Source organism: Paraburkholderia sp. (assembly GCF_036488795.1).
Classification (GTDB): domain Bacteria; phylum Pseudomonadota; class Gammaproteobacteria; order Burkholderiales; family Burkholderiaceae; genus Paraburkholderia.
On record NZ_DASXHA010000052.1, the window covers coordinates 1 to 13455 of the forward strand.

11 protein-coding genes and 1 other RNA gene are annotated in these 13455 nt (G+C 62.1%); 4 read left to right on the plus strand and 8 right to left on the minus strand.

Features of this window, described 5'->3' with window-relative positions; all coding sequences use genetic code 11:
• Positions 1–309: 309 nt before the first annotated feature.
• From cmk to gyrA, 8 genes are all read right to left on the minus strand, one after another.
• Entirely contained in the window at positions 310–996 is a 687-nt protein-coding gene (cmk, locus tag VGH41_RS06430) for a (d)CMP kinase (RefSeq protein WP_331596519.1), read from the minus strand.
• A gap of 34 nt (positions 997–1030) precedes the next feature.
• Positions 1031–2335 (minus strand): 3-phosphoshikimate 1-carboxyvinyltransferase, encoded by a 1305-nt coding sequence (aroA, locus tag VGH41_RS06435; RefSeq protein ID WP_331596520.1) that lies wholly within the window; start codon positions 2333–2335, stop codon positions 1031–1033.
• A 19-nt stretch (positions 2336–2354) separates the two neighbouring features.
• Entirely contained in the window at positions 2355–3299 is a 945-nt protein-coding gene (locus VGH41_RS06440; protein ID WP_331596521.1) for a prephenate dehydrogenase, read from the minus strand.
• Between the two features lie 80 nt (positions 3300–3379).
• Positions 3380–4489, minus strand: coding sequence for a histidinol-phosphate transaminase (hisC, locus tag VGH41_RS06445; protein WP_331596522.1), 1110 nt, complete (start codon positions 4487–4489; stop codon positions 3380–3382).
• 60 nt (positions 4490–4549) lie between these two features.
• Positions 4550–5632, minus strand: a complete 1083-nt coding sequence (gene pheA, locus VGH41_RS06450) for a prephenate dehydratase (RefSeq protein WP_331596523.1) — start codon at positions 5630–5632, stop codon at positions 4550–4552.
• Positions 5633–5695: 63 nt separating this feature from the next.
• Positions 5696–6778 carry a 3-phosphoserine/phosphohydroxythreonine transaminase gene (gene serC, locus VGH41_RS06455; RefSeq protein WP_331596524.1) on the minus strand — a complete coding sequence of 361 codons (1083 nt, stop codon included), beginning with the start codon at positions 6776–6778 and terminating at the stop codon, positions 5696–5698.
• A 185-nt stretch (positions 6779–6963) separates the two neighbouring features.
• Positions 6964–7578, minus strand: coding sequence for a DUF2059 domain-containing protein (locus tag VGH41_RS06460; RefSeq protein WP_331596525.1), 615 nt, complete (start codon positions 7576–7578; stop codon positions 6964–6966).
• 117 nt (positions 7579–7695) lie between these two features.
• A complete protein-coding gene (gene gyrA / locus VGH41_RS06465) occupies positions 7696–10278 on the minus strand; it encodes a DNA gyrase subunit A (RefSeq protein WP_331596526.1) in 2583 nt (860 codons plus the stop codon).
• A 532-nt stretch (positions 10279–10810) separates the two neighbouring features.
• Between gyrA and ompA the strand changes: the two genes are divergently transcribed.
• The 4 genes from ompA to ssrA form a co-directional block, all read left to right on the plus strand.
• Positions 10811–11461, plus strand: a complete 651-nt coding sequence (gene ompA / locus VGH41_RS06470; protein WP_331596527.1) for an outer membrane protein OmpA — start codon at positions 10811–10813, stop codon at positions 11459–11461.
• A gap of 217 nt (positions 11462–11678) precedes the next feature.
• Positions 11679–12377 (plus strand): bifunctional 2-polyprenyl-6-hydroxyphenol methylase/3-demethylubiquinol 3-O-methyltransferase UbiG, encoded by a 699-nt coding sequence (gene ubiG / locus VGH41_RS06475; protein ID WP_331596528.1) that lies wholly within the window; start codon positions 11679–11681, stop codon positions 12375–12377.
• Positions 12378–12402: 25 nt separating this feature from the next.
• Positions 12403–13116 (plus strand): HAD-IA family hydrolase, encoded by a 714-nt coding sequence (locus tag VGH41_RS06480; protein ID WP_331596529.1) that lies wholly within the window; start codon positions 12403–12405, stop codon positions 13114–13116.
• 151 nt (positions 13117–13267) lie between these two features.
• Positions 13268–13455: a transfer-messenger RNA gene (gene ssrA / locus VGH41_RS06485) on the plus strand; the annotation flags it as partial.

Below are 13455 nucleotides of genomic sequence, written 5' to 3' on the forward strand. Positions count from 1 at the left end.
ACCACGAAGTTGTGGTCGACACGCACGACTTCGGCGGAGATCACTTCGCCGGCGCGCATGTCTTGCTTGGTCAGCGACTCTTCGAACAGAGCCGCAAAAGATTCGGTATTCGGGGTAGAGGTTTGCAGGTCGGACATAAAAATCAAAATTTGCATGGTTCTCGCGGTGCCCGGCTGGCCGGATGGTCAGCAATGACGGCTAGAGTGCGAATGCCACGCGGGGTTAAGGGGTTAAAACACGCTCCACGACAATCGCGGAGCACCTACACAACAACATAGTGCTTTTACAGCCAATTTCCTGTCCGCGTTTTCACGCGGTAGGGATTAAAGCCTGGTACCACTGCACCACCTGACCGACCGCCTGGTCGACCGATAACGCGGAGGTATCCAGCAACTTCGCATCCGCTGCAGGCTTGAGTGGCGCGGCTGTGCGCTGACTATCGCGCTCGTCGCGTTCACGCAAATCCCGAAGCAAGTTATCTATATTAGCAGAAAATCCTTTTTGGATCAATTGCTTATGCCGCCGGGCCGCACGTGCCTCGGCGCTGGCGGTCAAAAACACCTTGAGCGCGGCATCCTGGAAGATCACGGTGCCCATATCGCGGCCGTCGGCGACCAGCCCGGGCTCCTTGCGAAACGCCCGCTGGCGCGCCACCAGCGCGGCCCGCACCGGCGCGTGCACGGCGATAGCGGAGGCCCGTTTGCCGATTTCCTCGGCGCGGATTTCGCCGGAAACGTCGACGCCGTCGAGTTGAGCAAGGCCTTCACGGAAGGTGATATGGAGCTCGTCGATCAGCTTCGCAAGGGCGTCGGCATCGTCGGCCGCGATCGTGTAGCGGATGCTGGCGAGCGCCGCCAGGCGGTACAGCGCGCCGCTGTCCAGCAGGTGGAAGCCCAGGCTGGCGGCGACCAGCGCGGCCACCGTGCCCTTGCCGGAGGCGGTCGGGCCGTCGATCGTGATGACGGGCGTCTGGTGAAAGGGACGGGTCGGTTTCATCGAAAAAGTCGCACGTCAGGTCGGTTCAGATAGGTCAGGGTTGGGCCAGCGCCGTGAAGCGCTCGAAATAGTCAGGGAAAGTCTTGCCGACGCACTTCGGATCATTAATCCGGATCGGCACGCCGCCCAGGCTCACCAGCGAAAAGCACATCGCCATGCGATGGTCGTCGTAAGTGTCGATGGCGGCGTTCGGGGTCAGCTGCCCGGGCGGCGTCACTGCGAGGTAGTCCTCGCCCTCCGTCACCTTGGCGCCCACCTTGCGCAATTCGGTCGCCATGGCGGTGAGACGGTCGGTTTCCTTCACCCGCCAGCTGGCGATGTTGCGCAGCGTGGTGGTGCCGTCCGCGAACAGCGCAGCGACGGCGATCGTCATGGCCGCGTCGGGAATCAGGTTGCAATCCATGTCGACCGGTTCGAGCTTGCCGTGATCATGGCCCACGCCGCGTACCTCGATCCAGTCTTCCCCCATGGACACGTTCGCGCCCATGCGGATCAGCGCGTCGGCAAAACCGACGTCGCCCTGGATGCTGGCCCGGCCGACGCCTTCCACGCGCAACGGACCGCCGCCGAGGGCGCCCGCCGCGAGGAAATACGACGCCGAGGACGCGTCGCCCTCCACCATGATCCTGCCCGGCGACTGGTAGCGCTGCCCGGCCGGCACTGTGAACTGATGCCAGCCGTGGCGCTCGACCTTGATGCCGAAGCGCTCCATCAATTTGATCGTGATCTCGATATAGGGCTTGGAGATCAACTCGCCTTCCACCTGAACGACCGTCGCGCCGCTTGCGCTGCGCAGCAACGGCAGCGTCATCAGCAGCGCGGTCAGGAACTGGCTCGACACGTCGCCGCGCACGCGGATCGGCGCTTCGACGGCAATCTGCCCCGGGCGGATTCGCAGCGGCGGAAAGCCTTCGTTTTCCTCATAGTCGATCCGTGCGCCGATCTGCCGCAAACCGTCGACGAGATCGCCAATCGGCCGTTCGTGCATGCGCGGCACGCCATGCACCCGGTAATCACCGCCGTTGACCGCGAGCGCCGCGGTGAGCGGCCGCACGGCCGTGCCGGCATTGCCGAGGAACAGGTCGGCAGTCCTTGCGGTGAACGCGCCGCGCGTGCCGGTGACCACGCACTCGTCGCCGTCGCGCTTGAGCTTCACGCCGAGCTTTTCGAGCGCCTCGAGCATGACACGCGTGTCGTCGGAATCGAGCAGATTGGTGATCGTGGTTTCACCTTCGGCCAGCGCCGCGAGCAGCAGCACGCGATTCGATATGCTCTTCGAGCCAGGCAGGCGAACCGTGCCGGACGCACGGGAAAACGGTCCGAGATCGAGATATTCCATGATTGAGTCCAGTTTCCGGTTATTTCGCGGCATCGCCGGCGGCGTTTGCCGGCGTGCCGCGTTGCGCCTGCCATTCGGTACGCGCGACGCGCGAGCGGGCGAACACCGCTTCGAGCGCCGCGCCGTCCGACGCCTCGATCGCGGCGCGCAAGCGCGCCAACACCGCCGTGTAGGCGTCCAGCTCATCGAGCAGCGCGACGCGGTTGGCGACACAGACATCGCGCCACATCTCCGGGCTCGACGCGGCAATCCGCGTGAAATCGCGGAAGCCGCCGGCCGCGAAGGAGAACTTCAGCGCGGCATCAGGCGAGTTGAGAATCTGCTCGACCAGCGCAAATGACAACACATGCGGCAAATGGCTGACCGACGCGAACACGCGGTCGTGCTGTTCGGGCGTCATCTCGTGCACGCTGGCGCCGGTCGCGCGCCACATGGCCGCAACGTGCTCCACCGCTGCAGGCGTATTTTCGGGCAACGCGCACAGTACGACGTTACGGCCGACATAGAGGTCGGGCAGCGCCGCATCCACACCGCTCGACTCGCGCCCGGCAATCGGATGCCCGGGTACGAATTGCCCGACCCGCCCGCCTAGTGCGGCACGGGCAGCGGCGACGACGTCGGATTTCGTGCTGCCTGCGTCAGTGACGATGGTTGCGGCATCGAGAAACGGCGCAATCCGCTCGAGCAGCGGCTGCGTCTGAGCCACGGGCGCGGCCAGCAGCACGAGGTCCGCGCCGGCCAGCGCCGTGCGCAGCGAGGCGTCGTCGTCGAGCGACGCAATCGAGTCGATCACGCCCAGCTCGAGCGCCCGCGCGGTCGACGCCGCGGTGCGGCCGACCCCGATCACGGTGCGCGCGCCATCCACCTCGCTCCGCTCGCGCAGCGCGCGCGCAAGCGATCCGCCGATCAGGCCGACCCCAAAAATCACCAGCTTGTCAAAAGAGAACGCGGCCACATCGGTCACAGAAAAAAGCGCGCCATGGCGTGAAGCGCCGGCGCGCGGGTCAAAATCTAACGCTCATTCCTGAGGCTTCTTGCGACCGGTCAGGCAGCCAGCGCCTTTTCGAGCGCCGCGAGAAACGCCTCGTTCTCTTCCGGCAGGCCAACCGTAACGCGCAGCCATTGCGGCAAGCCGTAACTGCCGACCGGGCGCACGATCACGCCCTGTCTGAGCAACGACAGGTTGACGCGATTGCCGGCCTCGCCGTCGGTGCCGACGCGCACCAGCACGAAGTTGCCGTACGACGGCACGTATTCGAGCCCCAGCTTGTCGAGTCCTTCGGTCAGACGACGATATCCTTGCGCATTCAACGCGGCGCTCTTTTCGAGGAACGCCGTGTCCTGCAGCGCTGCGACGGCGGCCGCCTGGGCCAGCGTGTTGACGTTGAACGGCTGGCGCAGACGGTTCAGCAGGTCCGTGAGTTCCGGCTGCGCGATACCGAAGCCGACGCGCAGGCCTGCCAGCCCGAACGCCTTCGAGAAGGTGCGCGAGACCAGCAGATTCGGGTAACGGCGCACCCAGGCGATCGAGTCATAGCGCTTCCCAGCCGGCAGATATTCCGTGTAGGCCTCGTCGAGTACCACCACCACGTGACGCGGCACCTTGTCGAGAAACGCTTCGAGCGCCGGGCCTTCAATGAAGGTGCCGGTCGGGTTGTTCGGGTTCGCGACGAACACAAGACGGGTATCCGCGGTGATGGCGGACAGCATCGCTTCCAGGTCGTGGCCATGCCTGACGGCCGGCACGACGATCGCGCGCGCACCCAGACCTTGCGCAGCCAGCGCGTACACCGCGAACGAGTACTGCGAGTAAACGATGGACTCGCCCTTCTCGACCAACGCGTGCGCCGCGATTTCGAGAATGTCGTTGCTGCCGTTGCCGAGCGTGACCCATTCAGCCGGGACGTCGTAGCGTTCGCTCAACGCGGCCTTCAGTTCGAATGCATTCGAATCCGGATAACGACCCAGTTCGCGCGCGGCCTGCGCCACGGCGCGTTGCGCGGATTCCGGCATACCGAGTGGATTCTCATTCGACGCAAGCTTCACAATGCTCGCTTCGTTCAGGCCAAACTCACGGGCCACTTCCGAGATCGGCTTTCCGGCGACATAAGGCGCAATGGCGCGCACGTAGGAAGGACCGAATGGCGTTGTCATAACTATCTCCGAACGACTGCTACATCAGGTAACAAGTGAGGCGCTGGTTCCGACCGCGTTTTACCGCGCGCGCGGATAGGAGCCGAGAATCTTCAGGAATTCCGCCTTTTCGCCGAGTTCCGCAAGCGCGGCCGCAACGGCGGGGTCTTCCCGGTGGCCTTCGACGTCGATGTAGAAGTAGTACTCCCACGTGCCCACGCGAGCCGGCCGCGACTCGAAGCGCGTCATCGAGACACCGTGGCGCGCCAGCGGCTCCAGCAGCTTGAACATGGCGCCCGGCTGGTTGGCCACCGACACGATCAGCGAGGTCCGGTCGTAGCCGCTGACGCCGGTCGGCGCCTTGCCGATCATCACGAAACGGGTGCGGTTGTGCGGATCGTCCTGGATCAGCGCGTGCGCCACCTGCAGGCCGTATTGCGTGGCTGCCCGGTCACCGGCGATGGCCGCCACGGTCGGGTCGCCGGCTGCAAGCCGCGCGCCTTCCGCATTGCTCGACACTGCCTGGCGCTCCAGATGCGGCGCACTCGAGGCGAGCCACCCCTGGCACTGCGCCAGCGCTTGCGCATGGGCATAGACGCGCGTAACGCCGGTCAAATCGCCATTGAGCGTGAGCAGATTATGGTGGATCGGCAAAGCCAGTTCCCCGCCAATCAGCAATTGCGTCTGCAGCAGCAGATCGAGCGTGCGCGACACCGCCCCTTCAGTCGAATTTTCGATGGGCACCACACCGAAATCGGCGGTACCCGCCTCGACCGAGCGGAACACTTCGTCAATGGACGGACACGGCAGGCCTTCGATCGACTGACCGAAGTACTCGTGCATCGCCTGCTCGCTGTACGTGCCGGCCGGGCCGAGATACGCGGCCCGGGTGGTTTGTTCGAGCGCGCGGCTCGCCGCCATGATCTCGCGCCAGATGGCGCTGATGTGATCGTCGGCAAGCGGCCCGTTGCTCATGTCCTGCAAGCGCGCGATGACCTGTTGCTCACGCTCCGGGCGGAACACCGGCGCATTGAAATGCTTCTTGACCTCGCCCACTTCGAGCGCGACCGCAGCGCGCTGGTTGAGCAGCGCAATGAGTTGCGCGTCGAGCGCGTCGATGCGCTCGCGCAGCGGTTTGAGTCGGGTATTGAGTTCGTCGTCCATGCGTAAAAACGGTCCTGCCGGGAAACTGCGGAAAAGGAGGCGCGCGCTCCAACCTTAGGCGGTTCAGGCGTGCTGCTGTTCGAATTCCTTCATGTACTCGACTAGCGCCTTGACGCCTTCGAGCGGCACCGCGTTGTAAATCGACGCCCGCATGCCACCGACGGACTTGTGGCCCTTCAGCTGCACCAGCCCGCGCGCTTTCGCACCGGCCAGGAAGTCTTCGTTGCGCGATTCGTCCGCGAGGAAGAACGGTACGTTCATCCGCGAGCGCGAACCACGTTCAATCTTGTTCAGATAGAAGCTGCTGGTGTCGATCGCGTCGTATAAAAGCTTCGACTTTTCGATGTTGCGTGCTTCCATCGCGCTCAGACCGCCCTGCTTTTTCAACCACTTGAACACCAGCCCGGCGATGTAGATCGCGTAAGTAGGCGGCGTGTTGTACATGGAATTGTGCGCGGCGACGGTTTTCCACTCGAACGCCGACGGGCAGATGCTCATGGCGCGGTCGAGCAGATCCTCGCGCACCACCACCACCGTGACACCCGCCATACCGATGTTCTTTTGCGCCCCCCCGAACAGTACGCCATATTTGGCGACGTCCATGGGACGCGACAGGATGTGCGACGACGCGTCGGCCACCAGCGGAATAGTGCCGAGATCGGGAATCTCGAAGGTTTCGACGCCGTGAATCGTCTCGTTCGTGCACAGATGAACGTAGGACGGATCGTCAGACAATTGCCATTCGGCGAACGCCGGGGCGCGCGTGAAACCATCGGGCGTCTCGCCGCTCGCAGCCAGATGGATGGCCCCGTATTTCTGCGCTTCCTTGAACGACTTCTGCGACCACGAGCCGGTGATGACAAAATCGGCGCGCGGCCTGGCGCCGAACAGGTTCATCGGCACGATGGCGTTTTCGCCCAGGCCGCCACCTTGCAGGAACAGGATGCGGTGGCTGGCGGGCACGTCGAGGAGCTCACGAAGATCGGCCAGCGCTTCTTCATGAATTGACATGAACTCTTTACCGCGATGGCTCATTTCCATGACGCTCATGCCGCTGCCGTGCCAGTCGAGCATCTCGCCAGCCGCCTGACGCAACACTTCTTCGGGCATGGCCGCCGGTCCGGCGGAGAAATTAAAGACGCGCATCGTGAAATCCCGGAAGCAGGCGCGGCGAGTGAACCAGCAGATTCGCGCCCGAAAAGAAAATGGCCGTCTGCGCGTGTGCGCAAACGGCCATTATCGCATTGACACCGAAAACCCGCCAAACGAGGGCGCCGTGAAGCGCCCTTACCGACCGGCCATTGCGGTATCCGTAGCCTGATCGAGCCTGCTTACTTGGCAGCGGCCGGCTTGACCGAAGCGACTTCCTGGTCGGCTTGGGCGCGCGTTGCCTTGATCGATTCCGGCATGTACTTCTGCATCAGACCGTTCACCACGTCGCGACCCACCTGGTCTTGAACCTGGATGAATTTGCGACCCGTCGGGCTCTTGTAGAACGCGGTCAGATCCTTGATTTCCGACGTCGTGTAGTACTTCGCGTATGCGTCGTACTGAGCTTGCATTGCGTCCTGACGGAACGAATCCGTTACGAAGACTTGCCCCGCCGAGTCAACCAGCTTCGGCACAGCATTCTTCTGCAGCGTCGGGACGGAAGCCTGCTTCTGCTTGTCCGTCATCGTCTTGTTTTCCGAAAGGGCGTCCGACAGGATAGCCGGGACCAACTGCTTAGCTTGCATTTGTGCGCTGTTACCAATTGCGCCGACGAGCTTTTGCGCGTCGATCGCATCCAGCAGGTCCTTGATTGCAGCCTGCTTGGCCGGATCAACCGGAGCCGCAGCCGCTGCAGCAGGCGCCGCCGCCGGAGCTTGATTCTGAAGTGCTTGCGCCATCGCGAAGGTCGGTACGAGTGCAGCCAGCAACATCAACTGTTTGAATCGTTTTTGCATCATTACTCCCTAAGAGAAATTAGTCGAACTGCTTGCTGCGCGGACTGCGTGTCGACCCGACACGCCAGTCTGTGTCCTCACAGCGTTCACTTTTTAGATGAGACCAGCCGGTGGGAATCAGGCTGCTCCGCCCTCTTCGCCGCTTTCGTCACCCTCAGCGGGACCTTCGGCGTCGCCCTCCACATCAGCTTCAGCCTCAGCAACCTGCTGCAGACCGGAAAGCTTCGTGCCCTCATCAAGGCTGATGAGTGTAACACCTTGGGTTGCACGGCCCATTTCGCGGATTTCCGAGACGCGCGTGCGGATCAGCACGCCCGTATTGGTAATCAGCATGATCTGGGCTTCCTGGTCCACCAGGATGGCGGCGACCACCTTGCCGTTGCGCTCCGACGTCTGAATCGCGATCATCCCCTTCGTGCCGCGCCCGTGGCGCGTGTACTCGGTGATGGGCGTGCGCTTGCCGAAACCGTTCTCGGTCGCGGTGAGCACCGACTGCTGCTCGTCGCCCGCCACCAGCAGAGCGATGACCCGCTGCCCTTCGTCCAGCTGCATGCCGCGAACGCCACGCGCTTCCCGGCCCATCGGACGCACGTCGTTCTCGTCGAAGCGAACTGCCTTGCCCGAATCCGAGAACAGCATGACGTCGTGCTGGCCGTCGGTGATTGCCGCACCGATCAGGTAATCACCGTCATCCAGACCGACCGCAATAATACCCTTGCGCAGCGGGCGGCTAAAGGCTTCTAGCGGCGTCTTTTTTACCGTTCCTAACGCGGTGGCCATGAACACGTATTTGTCGGCCGAGAATTCCTTGACCGGCAGCACCACCGTGATCTTTTCGCCATCTTGCAGCGGGAACATATTGACGATCGGCCGGCCGCGCGAGTTCCGCGAGCCTTGCGGCACCTCATAAACCTTGACCCAGTAGACACGGCCGCGATTCGAGAAGCACAGGATGTGATCGTGAGTGTTGGCAATGAAGAGCGTATCGATCCAGTCGTCTTCCTTCATGGAAGTCGCCTGTTTGCCGCGACCTCCGCGCTTCTGGGCGCGATATTCGGACAACGGCTGCGATTTGACGTAACCCGCATGAGACATGGTCACCACCATGTCCTGCGGCGTGATCAGGTCTTCGGTGTTCAGTTCCGTCGCGTTCAGCTCGATCTTCGAGCGGCGGTTGTCGCCGAATTCAGCCTTGATCGACGTGAGTTCGTCGACGATGATGGCCGTAATGCGCTCCGGACGCGCCAGGATATCGAGCAGGTCGGCGATTTGCGCCATGACTTCGCGATACTCGCCGATGATCTTGTCCTGCTCCAGACCCGTCAGGCGTTGCAGACGCATCTGCAGGATTTCTTGAGCCTGAGTGTCGGACAGACGGTAAAGTCCGTCGGTCTGCATACCGAACGCCGGGTTCAGTCCTTCTGGGCGATACGCTTCCCGACCGCCAGCCGAGGCATTTTCGGTCTCGGCGCGCGACAACATTTCGCGTACCAGCGACGAATCCCACGGACGCGCCATCAATTCCTGCTTGGCGATAGGCGGAGTCGGCGCTGCCTTGATGATGGCGATGAACTCGTCAATATTGGCGAGCGCCACGGCCAGGCCTTCCAGCACGTGACCGCGTTCGCGCGCCTTGCGCAGTTCGTACACCGTGCGCCGCGTCAGCACTTCCCGGCGGTGCGACAGGAAGCACGACAGCATTTCCTTCAGGTTCAGCAGCTTCGGCTGGCCGTCGACCAGCGCGACCATGTTCATGCCGAAGGTGTCCTGAAGCTGGGTCGCCTTATACAGATTGTTGAGGATGACCTCAGGTACTTCGCCGCGCTTCAATTCGATCACGACGCGCATGCCGCTCTTGTCGGACTCGTCGCGGATGTCGGAGATGCCTTCCAGCTTCTTCTCATTGACGAGTTCGGCGATACGCTCCAGAAGTGAGCGCTTGTTCACCTGATAAGGCAACTCGTCGACGATGATCGCCATCCGCTGACCGCGGTCGATTTCCTCGAAGTGCGTGAGCGCGCGCATCAACACGCGGCCGCGACCGGTGCGATAGCCGTCGCGCACGCCGGCCACGCCATAGATGATGCCGGCGGTAGGGAAGTCGGGCGCGGGAACGATTTCGATCAGCTCGTCGATCGTCGCATCCGGATTCTTCAGAAGATGCTGGCACGCGTCGACGACTTCGTTCAGGTTGTGCGGCGGGATGTTGGTCGCCATGCCCACCGCGATCCCGGACGAGCCGTTGATCAGCAGATTGGGAATGCGCGCCGGGAGAATGGCCGGCTCGTTTTCGCTGCCGTCGTAGTTCGGCGTGAAGTCGACGGTTTCCTTGTCGATGTCGGCGAGCAGTTCATGGCCGATCTTGGCCATGCGGATTTCGGTGTACCGCATGGCTGCGGCATTGTCGCCGTCGACCGAACCGAAATTGCCCTGACCGTCCACCAGCATATAGCGCAACGAGAAGTCCTGCGCCATACGGACAATCGTGTCGTAGACAGCCGTGTCGCCGTGCGGGTGATATTTACCGATCACGTCGCCGACAATACGCGCCGACTTCTTGTAGGCCCGGTTCCAGTCGTTGTTCAGCTCGTGCATCGCGTACAGCACGCGCCGGTGAACCGGCTTCAGGCCATCGCGGACATCGGGAAGCGCACGCCCCACAATCACGCTCATCGCGTAATCGAGATACGAACGGCGCATTTCCTCCTCTAGGGAGATTGGCAGAGTCTCTTTGGCGAATTGATCCATTATCCGTATCTTTTACGTGCGAAGACGATGGCGGAACCCCGCCTCCGCGTAGGCGCTGCAGGCGCAACGCATCACGCGATTCTAACATGGGCCGCATCCGCGCCCGCCGAGGGTACGTATACCTATTAGAGGGATGCACGCGAAAGGCGCCTGAGCGCCCCAGTGAGGATCAGAAGCAGGCCCGATTTGTGCGTACCCTCAAACGGCGTTTCGCCATGACTGGCGGGGCGCGCCGCGATCCGCGAAGCCTTCTGTTGCGCATGCACCACAATTGGATGGGGCTTCCGAAGGGGGGCAGATTTTTTTATCGTGGGAAGGGAACGATATGGCAAAATGCCAACGCACAAAGAGTTAGACACTGCTCGAAGTCTACACAGCGCGTTTTTTGTTCGGCACCAATGTTATACTTCGAGCAATGTATGACTTGTCATCGTCAACAAGCTCGCAGTAAACCTGCGGTAATCTCAAATTCGAGAGGAGAAATATGAATAAACTTTCAAAGCTCGCGTTCATTGCAGCTACCGCAGTTATGGCTGCATCCGCAATGGCACAGTCGGTGCCGGCGTCGCGACAAGCTACGAACGACAACTGGGTGAACGGTACGGGCGAGTACGTGTGGATGAACGGCACGAACGAACTCTGCTGGCGCGATGCATTCTGGACGCCGGCAACCGCTAACGCAAAGTGCGACGGTGCCCTGGTTGCTCAGGCTCCGACTCCGCCGGCACCGCCGCCGGCACCGGCTCCGGTTATCTCGAGCCAGAAGATTACGTATCAAGCTGATGCACTGTTCGACTTCGACAAGGCTATCCTGAAGCCGGCTGGCAAGGAAAAGCTGGACGACCTGGCATCGAAGATCGGCGCGCTGAACCTGGAAGTTGTGGTCGCCACCGGCTACACCGACCGTATCGGTTCGGACAAGTACAACGACCGCCTGTCGCTGCGTCGTGCTCAAGCTGTCAAGGCATACCTGGTCAGCAAGGGCATCGAAGCCAACCGTATCTATACGGAAGGCAAGGGCAAGCGCAACCCGGTTACGACCGGCTGCAACCAGAAGAACCGCAAGGCCCTCATCGCCTGCCTCGCACCGGATCGTCGCGTGGAAGTCGAAGTGGTCGGTACTTCGAAGCAGTAAGCAACAGATTACCGCAGTGTCAAAGCCCCGCTTCGGCGGGGCTTTTTTTATGCCTTTCGCTCCCCGACTCGCGGACTTTGTTCAGCGAAAGCATCGCGCTTCCTCGCTACGCCGTCCTTTGCCGCCCAGTTCCCGCGGCATTTTGCCGCGCCGTCTGTCGACCTATATACTCAGGGTTTATCCTCGACGACCCGCTCACATCGAGACCGCTCCCGCCATGACCAATGCCGATCCCCACGAACTGCAGAAATTCAGCGATCTCGCCCATCGCTGGTGGGACCCGAACGCCGAGTTCAAGCCGCTGCACGAACTGAATCCGGTTCGGCTCAAATGGATCGACGCCCATGCGCATCTGGCCGGCAAGCGGGTATTGGACATTGGCTGTGGCGGCGGCATTCTGTCGGAATCCATGGCGGGTCTGGGTGCGCACGTCAAAGGCATCGATCTCGCCACCCAGGCGTTGGGTGTCGCAGATCTTCACAGCCTTGAAAGCGGCGTAACGGTGGATTACGAAGAAATCGCCGCAGAAGCACTCGCGGCCCGCGAACCTGGCACCTATGACGTGGTCACCTGCATGGAAATGCTGGAGCATGTGCCGGAACCGGCGGCCGTCGTAGCAGCCTGCAAGACCTTGGTCAAACCCGGCGGCTGGGTTTTCTTCTCCACGCTCAACCGCAATGTGAAGTCATATCTGTTTGCGGTGATCGGCGCCGAATATATTGCCCGCATGTTGCCTAAGGGCACGCATGACTACGCGCGGTTTATTCGCCCTTCGGAACTGGCTGCCTTCGTTCGCGCCGCCGATCTGCGTACCGTGGATATCAAGGGCATCGTGTACCACCCGCTGAGCAAGCACTTCGCGCTGTCGGGCGACACGAGCATCAACTACATGCTTGCCTGCCGACGCGACGTCTGACGCGCACCGACCCCTACACGCAAACATGAGCGATCCTACCCCCCTGCCGCAACGCGAAGACGACGAGGCCTCGATCGGTCTTTGCCAGGCCGTTCTGTTCGACCTCGACGGCACGCTCGCCGACACCGCGCCTGATCTCGCGGCCGCCGTCAACAAGATGCGCCACGAGCGCGGCCTCGAGATGGTGCCGCTCGACGACTTGCGGCCGCTGGCCTCGGCCGGCGCCCGCGGACTGATTGGAGGTGCCTTCGGCATCGGGCCCGAGCATCACGAGTTCACTTCGATGCGCGAAGAGTTTCTCGCCAACTACGAAGCTGACCTGTGCATCGAAACCACGCTGTTTCCTGGCATCGACACGCTGCTCGACGAACTGGATGCGCGCGGCGTGCGCTGGGGCATCGTGACGAACAAGGCCGCACGTCTGACCGAACCGCTCGTGGCCCTGCTTGGACTCGACTTGCGCGCCGGCTGCGTGGTGAGCGGCGATACGACCCCGCACTCGAAGCCGCACCCCGCACCGCTGCTGCATGCAGCGCGTGAGCTGGATCTACCGCCGGAGCGGGTGGTGTATGTGGGCGACGACCTGCGCGACGTTCAAGCAGGGTTTGCGGCAGGCATGGTGACGGTAGCGGCGGCTTACGGCTACTGTGGCAACGACATCCCGCCTGAACGCTGGCACGCGCAGCATGTGGTGCAATCCACAGCAGAATTGCTAAAACTGCTGCGCGACATCAGTTGAGACGGCGTCGTAACGGCGGGCCGCGGCGCCCAGAAAAGTCGCCGGCACCGTCGGAACGAACAGCCCCGGTCTAACCCAAAGACAGCAAAGACAGGGCTGTCGATCTATTGTAAAATGTACTTTGGCCCAGATTTTTGGGCCAACAAACCGTGGGGGCGACCTGGTTTCGACAGGGGTTGCGAAGCGGCCAGGGCATACCGAGGACCCGTCACCTCGTTAATCAATGGGAAAAACGTAACTGCAAACGACGATACGTTCGCACTGGCAGCCTAAGGGCCGCCGTCCTCTGCCTAGTTCACTGACGGGCTAGTGTCGCAAGACCGGTAGCAATACCGACAG